Raw genomic sequence first — 21,077 nt, 5'->3', positions numbered from 1 at the left:
ACAACGACAGGCCACGCTGGCGTGGCTTTTTTCTAACGGCCTCAACAAGGCTCTTGAGGAGGATGGACTATGTTCAGGCAGTACCTGCCTCGCAGGCTATCGCGCGCGCTGTGTCTCACCATTGGCATGGTGGTCATGGCGCTGGGCGCATGGGATATGGCATTGGCCCAGGTGGGCGCCACCGGCAGTCTGGGTGGTGTCGTCCAGGATGCCAGTGGCGCGGCGCTACCGGGTGTCACCGTCACGGTCAAATCAGACGCCGGTGTGGAGCGCACCGTACAAACCGACAGCAACGGCCGGTGGCTCATCCCCGTGCTTCCGACCGGCCTCTATCAGATCAGTTACCGCCGGGATGGGTTCCGGGAACTCGACCGCCGGGGCGTGGAAGTGGAAGCGGCCGTGCCGCGGACGATTGATGTCAAGCTCGAAACCGGCGCCGTCACCGAAACCATCACCATCACTGAGGATGTTCCGTTGCAGGTGGTGACGACCACGGCCGCGACCTTTCGCCAGATCAACGCCGAGCAACTGACGAAAGTGCCCACCTCGACGCGCAGCTTCACGCACCTGCTCTCGACGGAAGCGGGCGTCGCGGCCGATCTTCCGCCCGTTTCCACCAACGGCAACGGCAACGTCTCACCGGCCGTCAACGGCACGCGCACGACAAGCACCAGCTTGCAGTTCAACGGCATTGATGCCACGAACATCACCAGCAATGAAGGCTCGCTGGATGGCAACATCTCACCGGCGCCGGAAACCCTCTCGGAAGTCAAGCTGCAAACCAGCCTCTATGACGCTTCGACCGGACGTTCCGGGGGCGGCAACTTCCAGCTCGTCACCAAGAGCGGTACAAACGAGTTTCATGGTGTCGGCTATCATTACATCCAGAACGAAATCTTCAACGCCAACGACTTCTTCTTCAACCGGGATGGCATCGAGCGCCCCCGCGCGCGGCGCAATGAAGGCGGTTTTGCCATTGGAGGGCCGATTCGCAAGGACCGGCTGTTCTTTTTTGGTGGCTACCAGCGGACGCAGGCCAGCACGGCTTTCGTCCCGACGGCCAGCAGCATTACCGTCCTGCCGCAGTTTCTGGCGCTGGTGGGCAGTGACCGCTCGGCCGCCCGGATTGCCGCCGCCGTCAACCAGCTCAATCCGGGCTTGAATCTGTTGCCGTCGGAAATCAGCCCGGTGGCGCTCAACCTGCTCAACCGGCGCAATCCGGTCACGGGCGGCTTTCTCATCCCAACCCCCGGGCCCAACGCCCGTCTTATTGGCACAGACAGCGGCACGGGACTGCCCGGATTGCCGGTCAATGTCACGGGCAACAGTGTCACCGTCACCTTCACGAACAGCGCCACGGGCACGACGCGCAACGTCAATACCGGGTCTGCTGGCGGCACCCGTGGCAACCCCATGCTTCAGGAACGGATCGTCCAGCCGGCAAACTTTACCCAGGACCAGGTCAACTCCCGGGTTGACTGGCAGATTGCCAACAACAACCGGTTGAGTGGTGTGTTCTTTTTTGCAGACTTCCCCGGCTTCGACCCCTTTACGTCACCCACAAACCTGGCTTCGCCGGCAACCATCCGCCGGGCCGACCAGAACTACTCCGTGGCCATTTCGGATGTCCACACGTTTTCGCCCACGCTCATCAACGAGTTCCGTTTTGGCTACTTCCGGCTGCGCAACTCCCGCGCCCTGGATACCCCTCTGCTCGTGCAACCCGATGAAATTGCGCGTACCTTCAATGCGTCCAGTCTGCAAGCCTTCAACCCGTCTTCCATTTTCGACTCCGGGACGAACAGCTTCCGGCTGCCCCGCATCGTGACACGCGCTTCCAACTTCTCCATCAACGGGCCGAACGATGCCTTCAACAAGCGGCTCCAGAACACCTATTCGCTTTTCGATACCCTGACCTGGGTCAAAGGCGACCAGACCTTCCGCTTCGGCGCTGAGTTCAAGCGCCACTTCTTTGACACCGACCTGCCCGAAGAACAGGGAGTCGAATTCGAGAAACTCGAAAACTTCACCCAGTTTCTGGCCGGGCGCGTCACGGAAGCCGACACGCAGTACGGGTTTACCCAGAAGAACTTCCGCTTCTTCGACGTGAGCCTGTTTGCCGCTGCCGACTGGCGCCTTACCAACAACTTCACCCTCAACTACGGCGTGCGGTACGAATACTTCGGAACACCGAGTGAAAAGCGGGGGCGCTTTGGCAACTTCTACCCCGACCTGGTGACCGACCCGAACAACATCATCACTGGCTTTGTCGTTCCCTCGAATGCCAAGCCAACCGGCTTTGCGGCCATTGACACGTCCATTGACCGCTCGGTGCGCGCCAACAGCCGCAGCACCATCAACGATGACCGCAACAACTTCGCCCCACGTATCGGTTTTGCCTGGACGCCCTTTGACAGCGGACGGTTCGTGGTGCGCGGCGGCTACGGGTTCTTCTATGACCGTCCGTCTGCGGCCTTCATCAACACGGTGTTCAGTAACTATCCTTTCCTGCGGGAAATCGAGGTCACGGCACCGGCCGGCAACGTGCCGTTCACCACGGCCTTTTCACAGCAGGACCCCAATCGTCCCTTCTTCCAGTTCCTGACCGGTATCCCGGCACAGGGCATTCCCGGTCTGCGCGTGGTGCGCACAGCCGGGGCTACCGGCAGTTACCAGATTCGGGATGGCACGGGTGTCACGCGCCAGGCGGACGGCTCACTCAACCCGATTGACCCGGCGACGGGCCAGCCCTTCTTCGGCAACGTCGCCGAGACCTTTGAATTCCGCGCTGTTGACCGCCGGCTGCGCACGCCCTACATCCAGCAGTGGAATCTCGGTGTGCAGTATGAACTGCGCAAGAACTGGATCGTGGAAGCCCGCTACATCGGCACCAAAGGTACGAAGCTGTTGCAGGCGCTCATTCTCAACACGGTGTTCGATATGAATGACCCGAGCACGCCGGACCTGATTTATGAGCGTTTCAACCGGGCTTACGTGGCTGCCGGCAGCCCCAATGGCCCCCTCAATCCGGGGGCGACGGCGCGGGAGCGTGGTATGGGACGCGCCTTTGGTTTTCCCAACGTGGCGTTCCCCGTGGGCGATCCACGGCGCACCATGGACCTCAACGTGGCCAATGCCGCCGGCTCGGTGCTGCCGTTCGAGGCCCGCGGTTTTTACTTGGGGCTGAACATCCCCGAAGCCATTCTGCTGACCTCATCGGCCAGCTCGATCTACCACTCGTTGCAGTTGACCACGCAGCAGCGGCTGGGTTTCAACGAGTCGTACGGCGGACTGAGCTACTTTGCGGCCTATACGTGGTCGAAATCCATTGACAACATGTCGGCCGACCCCGGCAGCACGGCCGGGAACGCGCGGCCGGATGCCCCCAACGTCGGTTTCGTCGCGCAGGGCGACCCACGCAATCTGCGCGCCAATCGCGGGCCGTCAGACTTCGACCGGACGCACCGCTTCAGCGCGACCGTTGTCTATGACTTCCCGACCTTTGGCGTCAACAACCGGTTCGTCAAGGGCTGGGCCTTTTCGACCTTCATCCAGGTGCAGTCCGGCGCACCCTTCAGCATCTTTTCCTCCGAACCGGAAATCTCCTCCGTTGGCACCAACGGCGCCAACTTCACCAGCCTGCGGCTTGGTTCCGGGGGCTTGTTCCGTCCGGGCTTTGGGCGTCCCAACCTCGCGCCCGGTGCAACCATCAGCGACCTGCGGCGGCGTGGGCCTGAGCCAACCGAGCAGTTCTTCAACCCGGCTGCTCTGGCCTCACCCCTTGGCGGTTACGGAAACCTGGGGCGCAACGTCCTGCGTGGACCGTTTCAGAAACGGGTGGACTTCAGTCTGGCGAAGAACACCTCCATCACGGAGCGCGTCGGGATTGAGTTCCGCTGGGATATTTTCAACGTCTTCAACAACGTGAACTTTGCCCTGCCGGGGAATGACCTCCAGGATTCGGGCGATTTTGGCACGATCACCAACACGGTGGGCGGCCCCCGCATCATGCAGTTCAGCCTGAAGGTGCGGTTCTAGTCAGCCGACCCAAGCACGTCTCGCATGCCAACCGGGTACAGGCTTTCCTGTACCCGGTTTTTTTATCCCGATTTTCCGGCGCGGGGCGCGACGTAGGGCGTTAGCGGGAAGCTGCGCTGGCAGCAGACAAAGCTGGCAGCCAGACAAAGCCGCCTACAGACGCGGACACCCTTTGCAGTGCTTGCCGCACTTTTTGAACTTTTTACAGCACTTGTCCTTGCGTTTACGGCGACAGATGACCACGGCCACAGCTCCCTAGGTGAAAGCTGTCGCCAGTCTATCTCAAATCGAAAATGGTTTTCAAATCCCTTGTGCTAGAGCGGCAGGGTGTCCGTATCGGGCGGCACGACCTGATAGGTCACACACTGCCACCGGGAGATGCTGCCGGCCGTTGAGGAACCGTCCCCGAAAGCCAGCCAGCGGCGCAGGGCACGACCGGACTGCGCCGCCGGGCGCCTCCAAAACTGACCTTCCCCGCGAATGCGGGCCACACCGTTGACACCAACCCGCACATCCGAACCGTACAGAATGATGGTGTAGGTATTGATGCCCGTGCCGGGATTGCAGGCGTAGGTCAGCTCCGGGACCCGCAGCAGCCGGATGCGATCCGGTTGAATGAGAAGGGCATCGGCGTAGCGGTCATTCTCGAACCAGACGGCACATCCGGTGGCATCGCGCTCGCCGACATAGGCCACAAGCTGCATGCGTACTTCGATGACGACCTTCTGTTCGGACGTGACTTCCCAGGGCAGGTAAAAGAAGGCGCTGTTTTCCGCACTGTAGGTTGTATCCAGCAGCAGTGAACCGTCTGGTTCGGTTCGGATCAGGTTGTTGCCGGAAAGCTCGATGCCCCATCCCAGAACTGTGGCGGCGACGTGCCGTGGGCGTCCAGGCGGCGGGACGGCGGGCACCACCTCTGGCTGAACCAGGGCCGGTGCTGGGGCCGGTGCTGGTGTCACCGCGACCTGGCCGGACAGGTTCTCCCGATGGGCCGGGGTGTCCTGTTCGTGGCGCTCCATCTGTTCCGCCAGGTCTGTGACCTCGGACGGAAGCGAATTGGAAGCATGCAGGGCCTCAAGGGGTGGAAGGTTGTCGCTGACCGTCTCGATGTCTTCCAGTCCGCCTTCCGCAGCCGGCAGGACGACGGGCGCGAATGGGCTGTTTGTCGTTGGCGTCGCAGGAGCCAGCGAATACGCCGGGCCAACCCACAGGATGCGATTGGCGTTGGAATCCGCGATGTAGAGATTGTTCTGAAACCCGACGACAATCCCGCGTGGCGAGTCAAGTTCGGCTTCGTGCGCCGAACCGGTCTGGCGGCCGCGCCGCACCCCACAGACCAGGGAAGCCGTGTAGCCGTTGCCGTTGGGCGTCAGCCGCAGAATGCGGTGGTTGTTGGTATCGGCCACGTAGAGATGGCCAAACACGTCCACGGCGAGACCGTTGGGAAAGTTCAACTGCCGGGCTTCCCCGCCGCCAAACACGGTCTTGACCGTGCCATCCGGGAAGATACAGCGGATGGCGTGATTGGCGGCGTCCGTCACGAAACAGAGCCCGGAGACATCCATAGCAATGGCATAGGCCCAGCCGAACATCGCCCGTGCCCCGATCCCATCCCGGAAGCCACGCATCTGCCCGGCCAGGGTCCGCACCTCTCCGTCGGGTGTAATCGTGCGGACCGTCACGCCATCGGTGACATACACAACGCCGTGCAGGTCCACGGCGACACCTTTGGGCCCCTCAAAGCTGGCCGTCGCTACGGAACCGTCTTCGATTTTGGAGATTCCCGTTCCGGCCAGGGTGGAAACATAGCCATCAGGCATGACTTTCCGAATGCGCGTGTTCAGATGGTCGGCTACGTAGAGTTCTCCGTTGCGTCCGACGGCCAGGCCAAGCGGCCCGTTGAACTGGGCCGCCGGCCCATACCCATCCTGAAAACCACGTTGGCCGCCGCCGGCCAGCGTCACCAGACGGCCATCCGGCAGCAGCTTGCGGATGGCATGATTGAAGTGATCGGCAATGTAGAGCGTACCGTCGGCATCGAGGGCAAGGCCCACGGGATGGCTAAGCTGGGCGGCGGTTCCGACCTCATCGAGGAAACCGGCCGTGCCATCGCCGGCGGCCACGGTCACGATCAAATCGGCGCTGTCCGTCGTTCCCAACCCGGTTTGCCGGCCGAAGGGAGCCACGCCGCGCGAACCAGACACCACACCAGACGCCGGGGGAGCCGGCTGGGGCGGGGTGGCGCTCACGGCCATGGAAGGTTTGGTGAGCTTCTGGTCTTCCGGCGCCGGCGGCAGGCCGGACGGTGGTGAACTGCCGGTGGGAGCCGGCTCGAACACGCTGGTTTCCTGCCGGCTCTGGAGACGGACGAGACGGATGGCATGCTGCTCGCGGTCGGTGATGTAGAGCCGATGGTCAAGGAACGTCAGCGCCGTGGGCATCCAGAAGCGGGCGGTGGTATCGTCACCGTCGGCCATGCCCTGCTGCCCGCCGACAATGCGGATGACCTGCCCGCCCGGCAGCACGGCCTTGATGGAAAAATCAGCCACATCGAGCACGTACAGCGTGCCGTCGGGACCAACCGCCACCGCCACCGGATGCAGAACCGGCACTGCAACTTTGTCGTCCGGCCCCACCGGCAGGGTGCTAACCCGCCCATCCCGACTCAGTTTGCGCAGCCGGCGATTGCCGGCATCGACCAGATACAGGTTGCCCACCCGGTCAAGCGCCAGACCGCTGAGGGTATCGAAACGGGCCGCTTCCGCCGGACCGTCCACGCACCCCGGCTCGCCACCGGCAATCGTAACCACCATGCCGCCTGGGCTGATGCGACGCACCCGCGCATCGTCAGCCACATACACCGTCCCTGAAGCGTCCACGGCGACGGCGCGGGGAGATTTGAAACGGGCCTGTTTGCCGACACCATCGCGGGTGCCTTCCACACCATCCCCGGCCAACGTGGTCACGGCTCCGTCCAGGGTCAGACGGCGTACGGAAGCATTGTTGAGGTCGGCGACATAGAGATACCCAGCCGCATAGGCAATGCCGCGCGGGCCGTTGAACTCGGCCAGCAAACCCAGGTCGTCCCGGTTGCCGGCCTGGCCACTTCCGGCCAGCGTCCGCACCAATCCATCCACCGAAATCTGGCGGATGCGATGCCCACCGAAGTCAGCCACATACAGGTTTCCCTGTGGATCACAGGCAATGCCATTCGGACGTAAAAACCGGGCCACCGCCAGCGGCCCATCGGCGTAACCACCTTCACTGGCCGTCAGGGTACTGACGCTGACCTGCCAGTCCGGCAGCTCGGTCGGCTCATCCGGGTGGGAAGGCAGGTCTTCCAGGGTTGCCACGTCCGGGGTCGTGGCTTCCGGCTCAAGGGGCAAACGCCGGGTCTCAACCAGGGTGCTCGGCTCGAAAGTCACCGACTCGACCCGGCTCATGGAAATCCGCATGTCGGTGACAGGCTGCCCGCCTACCGCAAAGCTGTCCAGAATGAGACGTGCATCGCGCTCCCCGGCTTCGGCCTCCGCCACCGGAACGGCCATGATGAGAACGGCCCGCTTCCCGGCCTGCCGGGCGGCACCCGTCTGGGTGATGACCACCGCCCAAAACAGATAGGATGTCTCGCGCCAGAGGACTTCCAGTTGGGCGGTCAGCCCGGTGTAAAAGCCGGTCGTGAATTTGTCTCCCTGAACAACGTCCGGCAGCTCTTCCAGCAGATCACTGAGGGCCGCGGCTAAAGTCCCCTCTTCCTCATGCACATCGGGGACGTGCACGGTTGTGAGCCGGAACAGGGCGGTGGCGCCATTGGCGTCACGAACGCCGTACTGAAATCCATGAACGTGCGTTGCCTGCCAGGATGCCGGGTGGACGAAGGAGAATCCCTCACTCTCGAATTTGACAACGCTCCCCCCCAGCGGCGGGTTGGGTGCGGCTTCAAGCTGGTTATAGCTGGACTCCGACATCACTGGTTTTCACCTCGACGAATGACTCTCGAAACCCGATAGGACAGACAATCACCGGCAAAGACGCAAAAATGACCGGATGGATTGAGTTTTTTGGCTGCAACCCATACTTTCTAACGTCGGGACGGGTTTCGGCAACACAATTGCCGAAGATGAACCACCCGCCGGTCAACGGCCGTCGCCCGTCACCACCCCACCGGCGCTTTGGCTTCAGGCAACCATCGTTGAACCGCTCCGCTCACTGCTGTCATGTCGCACATCGAAGCCGAAATTAAGCTGGCTGGTGAAACGTTCGATGAGCTGTACCAACGTCTGATCGCCGCCGGATGTACGCTTGAACTTGTCACACCACGCCATTTTGAAGACAACTGGCTGTTCGACACCCCGACGCGGTCGTTGCTGGCCAGCCGCCAGGCACTTCGGGTACGGCTGCGGGATGACCTGCCCCAGGCAACCCTGACGCACAAGGGGCCGCCGGCCGGGACTGCTGGCAACGAGGCAAAGGGCCATCAGGAACAGGGCCGGCAGGCAAAGGTACGGGAGGAAATCGAACTCACGGTATCCGATGGCCGCGCGCTCATGCGGCTGCTCGAACGCCTCGGTTTTGAAAAAGTCTTTCGCTACCAGAAGTTCCGCACGACCTACCGCCTTACGCACCCCACTGGACTGACCCTGTGGGCGATGTTCGACGAAACCCCCATCGGGTGGTTTCTGGAACTCGAAGGCGACGAAACCACACTGGAGCGGCTGGTGGCGCAGCTTGGTCTGGGTCCCGGCGATTATCTCACGGACGCCTATCCCCGGCTTCAGGCGGAACGCTGCCGGGCGGCCGGGCGCCCGCTTGAAGATATGACTTTCACTTTGCCGACGGGTAATGGACGATAGGAATAGTTGGCTTCACCGTTGACGCCGGTTTCGTCGCCTTGGTTTGTCGTCTATGTCACATCGTCCTTCATCGCGTTTTTCCTCGCTTGCGCAGCAGGCGCGGCTTGCCCGGCGGGCGACCACCATGCTGCGGCTTACCCTGCCGACCACCTTGGCCTTTGTGCGTGACCGGCGGCGCTATCTCGCCTTTGGGCCGCCCCGGCAGGTTTCGGAGGAAACCCATCGCCAGCGGGCGCAGACCATCAAGCAACACATTGAAACGCTGGGCACGGCTTTCATCAAACTGGGGCAGCTTGTCAGCACCCGCCCGGACCTCGTTCCGGCGGTGTACATCGAGGAAATCGCCAAGCTCCAGGACGGCATTACGCCCCTTTCGGGCAAAGCTGCCCGGCGGACGCTCGAAGCCATTTACGGCACCCGGCTGGAAGCCGTGTTTGACCGCTTTGACGACGAAGCCCTGGCCGCTGCGTCGCTGGCGCAGGTTCACTACGCGGTCTGGCAGGGACAGGATGTGGCCGTCAAGTTTGTTCGCCCGGACATCCCGGCGCAGATGGCCGTTGACCTCAAAATCGCCGGCTATGTCATCCGGCAGCTCGACCGGCATTTTTCCAACTCACTGACCCGCATGCTCTCCACAGCCATTGCTGAAGGCTCAAAGGGCATGGCGCAGGAACTCGACCTCACGACCGAGATGGAGAACATCGAAACCATGGCGCGCATTCTTGCCCGCCGGGAAGATGTCACTGTTCCGCTCGTGTACCCGGAAGTGTCGGGCCCGCAGGTCATCGTCATGGAATACTGCCCCGGCGTGAAGTTCACCGATGTGGAGCGGCTTCAGGCCGCCGGCTTCGACTTTGACGATCTCATTGCCCGGCTGGTCAAGCTCTACGCCGAAATGATCTTCGTGGCCGGCGTCTATCACGCCGACCCCCATCCCGGAAACATTCTTGTCGGCGATGGCGGGCAGTTGATTCTTCTCGACTACGGCATGGTGTGCCGCCTCTCGCGCGAGATGCGTGCGGCCATTCTGGATGCCGTGGCGGCCGGCTTGCACGGCGACCGGGAACGCCTTGTGGATGGCCTGTATGAAACCGGCATCGTTGCGCCGGGCACCAACCGCCGGCGCATTCATGCCTTCATCGAGGAAATCATCCAGCTTCACCGCCGCGGACTCGATGCCCAAAACCGCATGCTGGGCGTGGGTCTGGCCATCGAGCGGACAGCCCGTGAACTGGGACTCAACCTCCCGGCCGAACTGGTCTATGTCTTTCGGAGCCTTTCCCTGCTCGAAGGCATGGCGGCGAAACTGCGTCCCGGTTGGAGCCTCATCGAACATGGCTTTGAGCCAATGCAGGAAGCGCTGGCACCGCAGTACGTCAAGTCGTTGCTCAGCCGGGAGGGTCTGCTCAACACGGCTGTGGATGAGATTCGGCGCTTTCTGGGCCACCGTACGGTCCGCCGGTTCACATAAAAAAGCACAGCCGGAAAGCACGGTTGGCTTCCCGGCTGCGCCGCTGTCACTCTCACCGGTTCATCGCCCGCCCGGCGGACGAACGCATCCAATCCAGTACCGGACTAATAGACAATCCCCATCTCCAGAGCAGTTTCCCGGTCCAGACGGCCGGTTGTCGGCAGTCCGCGCTCTTCCTGAAAACGCTGGATGGCATCGCGCGTCTCGGCATCGAGGCGGCCGGTAATGCGTCCGTTGTAGAGCCGTTCCCGGCGCAGTTCGGTCTGCGCCCGGCGCACAATGTCGCTGGCGGTGTACTCTCCGGCATTCGGGTCATAGCCGTAGCCGAAGTCTTCGTTCGGGTCACTGCCGGTAGAGAAGCCTCCCCCGCCGGAAACGACACCCAGTGCGCGCGCCGTCTCGCGGTCCAGGCGACGATTCACCGTCAGGCCCTGCTGGCGTTGAAAATTGCCGATAGCCTGCCGGGTGAGCTGTCCCAGGTTGCCGGTAATGTCGCCATCGTAGAAGCCCTGCCGGCGCAGTTCGGTCTGCGCCCGGCGCACGATGTCGGGAGCAGTGTACTCACCTCGGGCCGCATCGTAACCGTAGTCATCCCAGTTGCCGCCACCACCGGTGTTGCCGCCGGTGTTGCCGCCGGTGCTCATGTCGCTGGGCACCCGCAGCGGTTGTTCAAGTTCGACGCCGAAGCGGTATCCGCTCTGCACCTGGGCTTCCTGCCCTTTGGAAAGCAAAGCGCCAAGGACACCGGCCGCGGCCCCGATACCAGCGCCAATGGCGGCTCCCTTGCCACCGCCCGCAATCGCACCGATAGCCGCGCCAGCCCCTGCGCCACCGCCCACGAAAATGACATTGCGCTTCGTTGAGCTGCCGCCCCGGGCCCTTCCTTCACTGTCAATCTGCTCACGCTCCCTGGCATCCAGACTGGTCAGCGAAGCGCGCATGTCACGCGATACGCCGTTGGCAAAAATAATGCGGTCAAACTCGACGGCAATCGTTCCCGAGCGGCCGCGCCGCTCGGCCGGCTGGACGCCCGTGACCCGCCCCTGCACCTGTGTGCCCTGCGGAATGGCCAACTGCCCCCCGACAATTACAGGTTCAAACACGGTGGCCGTGAAGGTGTCTCCCACCCGCGCCGTACGGGATGAAATTGTCCGGTCCATCTGCACCCGGATGATGGTTCCGGGGGGCAGGGTGATGTCCTGAAAACGCTGGGCAAAAACGATCCCGGCGACGGAGGGTTGCTGGGAAGGGAGCGCAGGCCACATCGCACCACAGAGGGCGACGAGGCCAAGATGTGTGACCAGGCTTCGGGTCAAGTGACGTTTCATGGCAGGATTTCCTTTCGTGTAAGCCGATTCGTGTCAACGATGCCGCAGCGGGCACCACAGCATCACCCAAGATGCGCCGCCCCGACCCCACGTTGGTCTGCGGATGACCTTCGGGCAGGGGCGCAGTTCGGTGATGGATATGACATTGATGGATTCACCACGGGATGGGCAGGCTGGCTTGTCAGCGTTGAAAACACGACGGTACTATAACCAACACTTTGCGCCCGTGAAACCCAACCTGACCTGCCTTCTCACACCACACCGCCCATGGAACTCGTCACACTCACGATAGACGGCAAGACCTACCAGGCCCCGAAGGGCATGCTCCTTCTGGAGTTCTGCACGGCACAGGGCATTGCCATTCCCAACTTCTGCTACTACCCCGATCTGACCTCCCAGGCGGCCTGCCGGATGTGTCTGGTGCGCATTGAGAAGGTGCCCAAGCTGGCCACCGCCTGTACCGTCACGATTACCGACGGCATGGTGGTCACGGCGAGTTCCGATGAGGTCATCGAAGCCCGCAAGGGCATGCTGGATTTCATCCTCGGCAACCACCCGCTCGACTGCCCGGTGTGTGACAAGGGCGGACAGTGCGAGTTGCAGGACACCGCCTTTCAGTACGGGGCGGTCTATGCCCACTATGAAGTTCCCAAAAACAACAAGGAAGAACGCCGACTCTCGCCGTTCATTGCCTATGATGAACAGCGGTGCGTGAAGTGCTACCGCTGCGTGCGCGTGTGCGAAGACTGGATGGACGTGCACGCCCTGACCAAAATCTTTCGTGGCACCAATGAAGTCATCGGTTTTTACGGGCAGGACCTGCACTGCGAACAGTGCGGCAACTGCGTTGAAGTCTGCCCGGTTGGCGCGCTGCTTTCCGTGGACTCGCGCTTCAAAGCCCGTCCGTGGGACATGCGCGAACAACAGACGACCTGCTCGTTTTGTGCCGATGGCTGCCAGCTCGAACTGGGCGTCCGGGGCAAACAGTACGTCCGCGCCGCTTCCAAAGACCTGACCGGCATCAACGGCGAGTTTCTGTGCATCAAGGGACGGTACGGCAGCGCCTACATCTCCAATCCGGCGCGGCTGACGACGCCCCTGATTCGGCAGGGCAACGACCTCAAGCCGGCCACCTGGGACGAGGCTCTGGCAACAGCCGCCCGGCTTCTTTCCGGCATTCACAAACAGCACGGTGGAAACGCTGTAGCCATAGTGGGTTCATCCCGGCTGACGAATGAAGCCAACTTTGCGCTGGCCCGCTTTGGCCGGACGCTCGACACGCCGCACCTGGCCCACTTCCGCAACGTCGAACTCGGCGATTTTTATGCCCATCTCTCGGCCCCGCTGGCCACGCACGAGGACATCAAGCAGGCCACGACCATTGTCCAAATCGGTGGCGACCCGACGGAATACAGCCCACTGACCGGCTTTGCCATGCGCTATGCCCGGCGGAAGCACGGCGCACGCCTTCTGGTGGTCAACCAGCGGGCAACACGCATCGCGCGGCGGCAGGCCGAGGTCTTCCTGCATGTGCGTCCCGACGGCGAAAGCGCCGTGGTGCGCGCGCTCTTTGAGGAAGCCAGCCTGGAAGCGATGGCTCTGCTGGCGGGCGTTGCGGTGGATGACCTGCGCACGCTCCGCGAGGCCATCACAACGGCCGACCGGCTCGTGGTCATCGTCGGGCCGGAAGTGCGCGGTGCGGCGCTTCGCGCCCTGGCGCAGGTTCGTCTTCTCACGAAACCTGACGCGACGGTTCATCTGCTGGCGCTGGCGGAGGACAACAACTCGGCAGGCACGTTCGACATGGGGCTGTCGGTCAACGCGGCGCATCTGGAAGCCGACTTTGGACAGAGCATTCGCGCGGCCTATCTCGCCGGAGCCGATCCCATCTCGAACCTTGGCGACCACTGGCGCGCCGCGCTTGCCCGGCTGGAATGCCTCATCGTGAGTGAACTGTTCTTGACGGAAACGGCCAAGCTGGCGCACGTCGTGTTCCCAGCCATGAGCTATGCCGAACAGGATGGCACATTTACGAATCACGCCGGACAGGTGCAGCGGGTGGCACGTCTGCTTGAAGGCGACGGCAACCGCCGCCCGGACTGGCTGATTGTGCAGGCGCTGGCCAAAGCCATGGGCTGCCCGATGCCTTCCAAAGGTTCTGCCAGCGCCCTGCTCAATGACATCGCCTTGGAAGTGCCGGGCTACGCCGGGGTGAGTTTTGCCAGTATCAGGCAGGCGCCCAAAGGTGCTTTCCGCCTGGCGCGGCCGCTGGCCGAACTGGCCGACCGTGAGCACCTTCAGGTTTCGCTGCGGGAGCAGACGGCGCTGATTGACGCCACAGCCCCCCATGACCAGCGGACCGTCGAAATGGGCGAGGGGCTTTTTGCGCGTGGGACGCTGCTTCGCCACGTCAAGGTTTTCGACGACGCCCAGCCCTTCTGGGAAGCGCACCGTGGCGAGTGGGAAGCCATGAATGTCGAAACCGGGTGGCCTGTGGCAGCGGACTGACCGCTTGCCCCCGTTTCAGCTTTCTGATGTTTCACCAGTCTGAGAACAGGTAGTTCAGGAAACGACCATGCCCAACGTAGGAGACCCGGCGCCGGATTTTTCCCTGGCTGCCAGTGACGGCCAAACCTATTCCCTGTCCCAGTTCCGGGGCAAAAACCACGTCGTGCTGGTGTTCTATCCCGGCGACGACACCCCGACCTGCACGGCGCAACTGTGCGACTACCGCGACGGCTGGGAAGACTTCCGGCAACTCGGTGCGGTGATTCTCGGCGTCAGCACCAACGACCTGACGGCGCACAAAAAGTTCGCCGAAAAGTATTCCTTCCCCTTCCCACTGCTCGAAGACCCCGGAAATCAACTGTGCAAAGCGTATGGCATCCTGATGCTGGGCGGTCTGCTTCCCATCGCCAACCGGGCTGTGTTCATCATTGACAAGCAGGGCATCATCCGCTACCGCCACGTCGAAACGCTGCCCATCTTCAAGCGCAGCCGCGCCGAACTGCTCGAAGCCCTGCGGCAGATTGCCGCCTGAAAAACAGGCTGCCGGGTCGGCGCAGGAAATCCCTACCAGAACCGATGCCGTCAGAAGTCGGCGGGCGGGCGGCAGGTGGCTTTAGGGAAGTAGTGCCGGAGAATGTCCCGGTAGTGCCGCCCGGCCTGGGCCTGGGCAGTGGCCCCGGTCAGACACAACCCGACCTGATGGCCGAATCCCTGACCGCGCAGCACCAGCCATTCGCCGTGCGGCTCGATGGCATACCGGTTGGAAAGGACGAGGTTCCACCCCAGCCGCTGCCCCACCAGGCGCCGGAACCGATGGTTGGGCAGGGTGATTTGCCGTGAACCGGCCTGGACGACAAGGCTGGTCACAAAGCCATCCGGCGTGCGCCCGGCAACGGCGATGTTCCAGCTTTCCGTTGCTGCCAGCTCCGGCAGGAGGGCGCGGGCCAGCGTCCGTCGGTCAACCAGGCGCGTCCAGGTGAAGAAGCGTCCCGCCCGGCACCACTGGCAACGGACGCCCGTGGCGGTTGTGGAGTCCTGGCCCGTACCAAAAGCCACAGCGGGTGTCGTCGTGCGCCCGCCACAGCAGGCCGTATAGTAGGCGTCGCTCAGCCCGCCGTCGGCTTCCCACAGGACTTCTCCCTGGGTGTCGGCAGCCGCCTGCTTCCCCAGCGTCGAAAGGGCGCCGCCGGTTTCGCGTCCGGCTTCCCACCGCGCCCACTGCTCACCGAAAAACAACTGGCAGTGCGTCGAGTCACAGAAGTCGAACCCCTGACCGGCGTGCCGTCCAACGTGGCTGGCAAGATAACTGCGGACGACGACCGCCAGCGCCCTGGCCGCTTCCGACGGCGCTTCGGGCGAAAGCTCGGCGCTCACCACCGCCGCAACGACGGCTTCCAGCGGCTGGGTCACGACGAGGCGGAGATGCTTTTCGCCAGCCGTCACCGTGAGCGTTCCACGAAACTGCCGGCGCAGGCGGGTTCTGCGTCCGGTCACTTCTACAGTCACATCTTCCGCGGTCACGGCCAGATGTGTCCCGATGGCCAACCGTCGCGCCCCCTGCCAGAGGGCGATGCCGCCGGCATCCTTCGCCACCCGACAGAGGCGGCTGGGTAAGAGCGCCACGGGACGTTCATCGAGATGCAGAGTGGCAGGCCGGGAACCTGCCGCCAGAGTGACTTCCTGCGGCTGAAACAGCGTCAGGACACCGATGCGCAGGGTTTCCGGCAGTTGCCCCCTGGGCGACAGTACAGCCGGCGCAGCGCCGCCGCCGGTTATCCAGAACGGAAACACCAGCAGGCACCAGACTGCCAGACCGCACTTCAGAATATGGGCGGTCATACGCCTTCAGGGCTATGGGTTTCCTAGTCGGGCAGCAGGGCGAAACGGTCCGTCGCCGCAACCAGCGCCGCCGTCGTCCCCGGCTCCGAGGCGGAATGCCCGGCGTTCGGAATGATTTGAAAATCGGCTTCGGGAAACGCCTTGTGCAGCTCCCAGGCGGTCATCACCGGACACACCACATCGTAACGCCCCTGCACGATGACCGTCGGAATGTGGCGAATGCGGTGAACGTGTTCGAGCAGGTAATGCTCGGACTCCATGAAAATCCGGTTGATGAAGTAGTGGCACTCAATGCGGGCAATGGCCAGCGCACGCTCGTCGAAATCCTTGACGAGTTCCGGGTCAGGCAGCAGTTTCGACGTACTGCCTTCCCAGACACTCCAGGCGCGGGCGGCCGCCAGCCGGACCTCCTCATCGTCGCTCGTCAACCGGCGGTAGTAAGCGGCCACCATGTCGTGGCGTTCATCCGGGGGAATGAGATCGCGGTACGGCTCCCAGGCGTCCGGGAAAATGGCATTCGCCCCTTCCTGGTAAAACCAGTCAATCTCCTTTTTGCGGCACAGAAAAATTCCCCGCAGCACCAGCGCCCGGACGCGGTCGGGATGGGTTTCTGCGTAAGCCAGCGCCAGGGTACTGCCCCAGGAGCCGCCAAACACAACCCACTTTCGGATGTCCAGATGTTGGCGCAAACGCTCGATGTCGGCGACCAAATCCCACGTCGTGTTCTCTTCCAGACAGGCGTAGGGCGTGCTTTTCCCGGCTCCGCGCTGATCGAACAGCACGATGCGGTAACGCTCCGGGTCAAAGTACCGCCGGTGGTCAGGGGAGGTGCCGCCGCCGGGTCCGCCGTGGAGAAAGACCACCGGCTTCCCCTGGGGATTGCCGCTGACTTCGTAGTACAACGTGTGCCGTTCGGAAACCGGCAGCATCCCGGTTTCATAGGGTTCGATGGGCGGATAGAGCGTGCGCGCGTCGGTCATGCAAGACTCCAATCAGGGCGGTGGGTTGCCGGTGAGGTAACGCCGGGCGTCCGACAGGTAGGGTTCAAGCTGGTACGGTTCGAGGTGCGTCATGCCGTATGGTAGTTCGGCCAGTAACGGGACGCCAAATGCTCGCAGCACGCGCGCGTTGTCTTCCCGCTCCGGGCCGGCTTCAGCGTCCGTGTCGTTGAGAATGACGCCCACACATGGAAGTCCACGGCGGTGCAGTTCGTTCCAGGTGAGCAGGACGTGGTTGAGCGTGCCCAGCCGCGCCCGCGCCACCACCAGCGTCGGACAACCCAGCCGGGCGATGAAATCGGCGACGGTCTGGTAGCCTGTGCCGGCTGTTCCCGCCAGCGGCACGAGCAGTCCGCCCGCCCCTTCCACGAGCAACACATCCGTTTCAGCGGCGGCGGACTGCACAAGTTCAAGACAGGCTTCCAGTTCAATGGTGACGCCGGCCCGTTCTGCCGCCACGGCCGGGGCAAGCGGTTCCGCCAACCGATAGCGGATGAAGCGTTCCAGAGGCAGGTGCTCCAGTCCGGCCGCCCGGCGATGGGCCAGCGCATCCGCCGGCTGGAGTTCACCAGCAGCGTCCATGGCGCAGCCGGACTCAATCGGCTTGACAGCGCGCGCGCGACAGCCGGACTGGATCAATGTCCGCACCAGGGCACAGGTAACAGCAGTTTTGCCCACACCCGTGTCAGTTCCGGTTACGAAGAACATCTGCGTCATGGATGCGTCATCAGACCGGCACGCGCAGCGCCTGGAGTGCCTCCCCGATGAGGTAAATGGAGCCGCAGACGAGAATCAGCCCTTCAGGTGGCGTCAGTTCGCGGGCCCGGGCCAGCGCCATGGTGACATCCGGCACCTGGATGATACCCGACGGCAGCCAGTAGCCCAGGGCAATGACTTCGAGACGCTCACGCGGCATGGTCCGCGGCTGGTTTTTGACCTCCGTCAGAATCAGACGATCCACACCCGACGCCAGCGCCGACAGCAGATCAGCGGCCGGTTTGTCGCGCATGGTGGCAAAGATGGCGGTTCGGGGACGCCGCCCGCCGATGCTTTCCAGAAAGTGCGCCAGCGCCTGCGCTCCCTGTGGGTTGTGCGCGCCGTCAAGCAGTACCGGCGGAGTTGTCTCCAGCCACTGTAAACGTCCGGGCCAGTGGGTGGTTTCCAGTCCGGCCACAATCGCCCGGCCGATGTCGCTTTCGGCTACACCCCGGCGGCGCAGTTCAGCCTGGGCAACCACTGCCGCCAGAGCCGCGTTTTGCGTCTGATGCCTGCCGCGCAGCGACAACCGGCACACTCCGCCTTCCAGGCTGGGAAAGCGCTGGTCAAAGCGGACAGAAGGGCAGCCCGTGGCATCCAGATGTACGGTCTCGAAGGGAGCCACCCACTGCGGTTCGACCTGCTGCGCCAGGGCAGAGTGCGCCAACACCCGGCGCGCTTCCTCTGGCTGGGTGTCCGCCAGGTACACCGGCACGCCGGGCTTGATGATCCCGGCCTTTTCACGGGCGATGTGGGACAGCGTGGGCCCCAGCCATTCCCGGTGGTCTTCGCCGATGTTGGTGATGACTGCCGCCGCTGGGTGCAGGACGTTGGTGGCATCCAGCCGGCCGCCCAGGCCGACTTCGGCCACGACGACCTCGGCCTGCCGGGCGGCCAGGTAGGTAAAGGCCGCGGCTGTGAGATGCTCGAAAAACGTCGGACGCGCAGCCAGACGCCCCTCTTCCAACAATGATTCAACCGCGTCATGAACCTGCGTCATGACCTCTGCGAAAGCGGCCTCCGGGATAGCCTGCCCATTGAGCCGGATGCGCTCGACGGGACTCATCAGGTGGGGCGACGTGTACAACCCGGTACGCAGGCCCGCCTGGTGGAAGATACTGGCCAGAAACGCACATGTGGAGCCTTTGCCGTTCGTGCCGGCGACGTGGAGCGGGGTGAAGTTTCGGTCTGGACGCCCCAGCGCCTCCAGAAGGGCGGTCACGGCGTCGAGCCCGAGCTTCATCGCCGTGACTTCGTTACCCAGCGCGTAGAGATACCGAACAGCCGACTCAAAATCCACGGTCAGGCCCACCCGAACGACAACTCAACCGCCTATGAATTTTGCCCCGGGAAAGACCGACATGATCCAGTCAACCTGACCCGAAACACGCGCAAAGTAGGATACCGCGCCATACTTCGAGGTATTGCCGTTGGCGTTGACGCCGATGACGCACCACTGACCTTCGTATTGCATCCAGCAGGAACCGCCACTGTCGCCGGAGCCAAGCGCCCCTTCGTACTCATTGACCGGAGTTGGTTCACCATAGGTATTGGTGGCGCTGCCGTCCTCCTTGTCAAAGTCAATCCCCAGGTAGTTTCCTCCATCCTCCCCCTTTGGTAGAGGGCTGACGGCCGGAGTGACATTTTCAATCAGGTTCTGCGCCGCGGCCTTGGGGTTGTCCTCGTCATAGTATTCAGCCAGTTCACCCGATGAACCGGTGCCGCGCATGCCGTAGCCAACCATGGTGCAGAGCTGGTCCATTTCATCGCAGCCAGCATAGAGCACAGCCGGCTGACCGACACCACGCACGGGGCGGTCCAGCACCACAATGGCGAAGTCGTAGCCCGTGCGTGTGTCGTTGTCGCCATTCCAGTCCGGGTGCACGATGAGCCTGACGCCCTGGTAGGTCGTTCCATCCGTGGCCACATACGCATACTCCGTAGCCTTGCCGCCCTTGGTGAAATTGTGGCCCGCCGTGAGGACATAACCATGCCTGGCGTCATTGCCAATCCATGTGCCTGACGCACCAGCGCTTTCGCCCACGAGCTGTATGGTCGCACGGAATTGCGGCTCGTTGGCCAGGGCAATGTGCCTGGCAAAACCGGCCGGCTTGTTGCGGGCCGTTCCCCCCTGCTCCGCCCAGGTGCTGTCGAGAATGACGACACCCGAGGCCGGGATGACCAGAGTGCCGGTGACGAAGCCGATGATCCAAGCCAGGTGTGGCCTGCCCCCCCTCCAAAACATACCCACCGCCTCCCGTAGATACCGAAGATTGTGCGGACAGCGACGCCAGCACGGACAAAAACGCGATCAGGTCACCATGAAATCAAGTGCATCCATCAGAAACTTCCGCATCTCACGCCGGTCCACGACGGCATCAAGCATGCCGTGGGTCAGCAGGAATTCCGCCCGCTGGAATCCGGGGGGCAGCTTTTGACGAATGGTTTGCTCGATCACCCGTGGTCCGGCAAACCCGATGAGCGCGCCCGGTTCAGCCACGTTGATGTCGCCCAGCATGGCAAAACTGGCCGTGACGCCGCCAGTTGTCGGGTCGGTCAGGACGGAAATATACGGCACACGCGCCGCATCCAGACGGGCCAGCGCGCCGCAAATCTTGGCAAGCTGCATCAGGCTGTAGGTGCCTTCCATCATGCGCGCCCCGCCGGAAGCCGAAACGATGATGAGCGGCTTTTTCCGGGCAATCGCCCGCTCGATGGCGCGTGTCACCTTTTCACCGACGACCGACCCCATACTGCCGCCGATAAACTCCATCACCATGACGCAGCCGATGATGGGACGCCCGCCAAGCATGCCCTCGGCGCAGACGATGGCATCGTTGAAACCGGTACTCCTGCGGGCCTGCACAATGCGTTCGGCATAGGACTTGGTATCGAAAAAGCCCAGGATGTCGGTGGAAACGATGTTGTCGTCGAAGGTTTCGTACCGGCCTTCATCAAACAGATGCGCCAGGCGCTGGCGGGTCGGCCATTTCATGTGATGCCGACAGTTGGTGCAGACGTACAGGCTGGCTTCAAGGTCCTTCTTGAACAGCGTCGTCCCACAGGCCGGACATTTGACAAACAAACCTTCGGTTCGCACCTTGCGGTCGGAAGGCAGTGTTTCTTCGGTGATATTGCGCTTGCGTCGAAACCAGGCCATACGCAGTACATCCTGGACAGTGAAATCATTTTGAGCCGAACAAGGCTGTGCAGCGTTCCGCATTCAGTGTTAGAAAAGGCTTCCCTGGCCCGGCAACCATAGTCGGTTCAGCCTTGGGCGTCCAGC

13 protein-coding genes are annotated in these 21,077 nt (G+C 62.8%); 5 read left to right on the top strand and 8 right to left on the bottom strand.

Annotated elements, in window-relative coordinates:
* The first annotated feature begins 69 nt into the window (after positions 1-69).
* Entirely contained in the window at positions 70-4,038 is a 3,969-nt protein-coding gene (locus J8C05_RS02555; RefSeq protein WP_211422649.1) for a carboxypeptidase-like regulatory domain-containing protein, read from the top strand.
* A 314-nt stretch (positions 4,039-4,352) separates the two neighbouring features.
* On the opposite strand, the gene J8C05_RS02550 is transcribed toward J8C05_RS02555, so the two are convergent.
* Positions 4,353-8,006 (bottom strand): NHL repeat-containing protein, encoded by a 3,654-nt coding sequence (locus J8C05_RS02550; RefSeq protein ID WP_211422648.1) that lies wholly within the window; start codon positions 8,004-8,006, stop codon positions 4,353-4,355.
* Positions 8,007-8,255: 249 nt separating this feature from the next.
* Between J8C05_RS02550 and J8C05_RS02545 the strand changes: the two genes are divergently transcribed.
* Entirely contained in the window at positions 8,256-8,891 is a 636-nt protein-coding gene (locus J8C05_RS02545; RefSeq protein WP_211422647.1) for a class IV adenylate cyclase, read from the top strand.
* Positions 8,892-8,943: 52 nt separating this feature from the next.
* Positions 8,944-10,362 carry an ABC1 kinase family protein gene (locus J8C05_RS02540; protein WP_211422646.1) on the top strand — a complete coding sequence of 473 codons (1,419 nt, stop codon included), beginning with the start codon at positions 8,944-8,946 and terminating at the stop codon, positions 10,360-10,362.
* A gap of 104 nt (positions 10,363-10,466) precedes the next feature.
* Here J8C05_RS02540 and J8C05_RS02535 read toward each other — a convergent pair whose 3' ends face one another.
* A complete protein-coding gene (locus tag J8C05_RS02535; RefSeq protein WP_211422645.1) occupies positions 10,467-11,690 on the bottom strand; it encodes a peptidoglycan-binding protein in 1,224 nt (407 codons plus the stop codon).
* A 267-nt stretch (positions 11,691-11,957) separates the two neighbouring features.
* Here J8C05_RS02535 and J8C05_RS02530 point away from each other — a divergent pair, with 267 nt between their 5' ends.
* Positions 11,958-14,198, top strand: a complete 2,241-nt coding sequence (locus tag J8C05_RS02530; RefSeq protein ID WP_211422644.1) for a molybdopterin-dependent oxidoreductase — start codon at positions 11,958-11,960, stop codon at positions 14,196-14,198.
* 67 nt (positions 14,199-14,265) lie between these two features.
* On the top strand, positions 14,266-14,730 hold the full coding sequence (locus J8C05_RS02525) for a peroxiredoxin (RefSeq protein ID WP_211422643.1): 465 nt from the start codon (positions 14,266-14,268) through the stop codon (positions 14,728-14,730).
* Between the two features lie 50 nt (positions 14,731-14,780).
* Here J8C05_RS02525 and J8C05_RS02520 read toward each other — a convergent pair whose 3' ends face one another.
* The 6 genes from J8C05_RS02520 to accD all read right to left on the bottom strand — a co-directional run bounded on the left by J8C05_RS02520 (position 14,781) and on the right by accD (position 20,951).
* Positions 14,781-16,037: a SpoIID/LytB domain-containing protein gene (locus tag J8C05_RS02520; RefSeq protein ID WP_211422642.1), complete on the bottom strand. Its 1,257-nt coding sequence runs from the start codon at positions 16,035-16,037 to the stop codon at positions 14,781-14,783.
* A 23-nt stretch (positions 16,038-16,060) separates the two neighbouring features.
* Positions 16,061-17,017 (bottom strand): prolyl aminopeptidase, encoded by a 957-nt coding sequence (pip, locus tag J8C05_RS02515; RefSeq protein ID WP_211422641.1) that lies wholly within the window; start codon positions 17,015-17,017, stop codon positions 16,061-16,063.
* Positions 17,018-17,029: 12 nt separating this feature from the next.
* On the bottom strand, positions 17,030-17,752 hold the full coding sequence (bioD, locus tag J8C05_RS02510) for a dethiobiotin synthase (protein WP_211422640.1): 723 nt from the start codon (positions 17,750-17,752) through the stop codon (positions 17,030-17,032).
* Positions 17,753-17,762: 10 nt separating this feature from the next.
* Positions 17,763-19,103, bottom strand: coding sequence for a bifunctional folylpolyglutamate synthase/dihydrofolate synthase (locus J8C05_RS02505; protein ID WP_211422639.1), 1,341 nt, complete (start codon positions 19,101-19,103; stop codon positions 17,763-17,765).
* Between the two features lie 12 nt (positions 19,104-19,115).
* Positions 19,116-20,036: a trypsin-like serine peptidase gene (locus tag J8C05_RS02500; RefSeq protein ID WP_211422638.1), complete on the bottom strand. Its 921-nt coding sequence runs from the start codon at positions 20,034-20,036 to the stop codon at positions 19,116-19,118.
* 66 nt (positions 20,037-20,102) lie between these two features.
* Positions 20,103-20,951, bottom strand: a complete 849-nt coding sequence (gene accD, locus J8C05_RS02495) for an acetyl-CoA carboxylase, carboxyltransferase subunit beta (protein WP_211422637.1) — start codon at positions 20,949-20,951, stop codon at positions 20,103-20,105.
* Positions 20,952-21,077 lie beyond the last annotated feature (126 nt).

The sequence above is a fragment of the Chloracidobacterium sp. N genome, assembly GCF_018304765.1.
Lineage (GTDB): Bacteria > Acidobacteriota > Blastocatellia > Chloracidobacteriales > Chloracidobacteriaceae > Chloracidobacterium > Chloracidobacterium aggregatum.
Note: the sequence above shows the minus strand (reverse complement) of the source record. Positions and strands in the feature narration are given on the sequence as shown.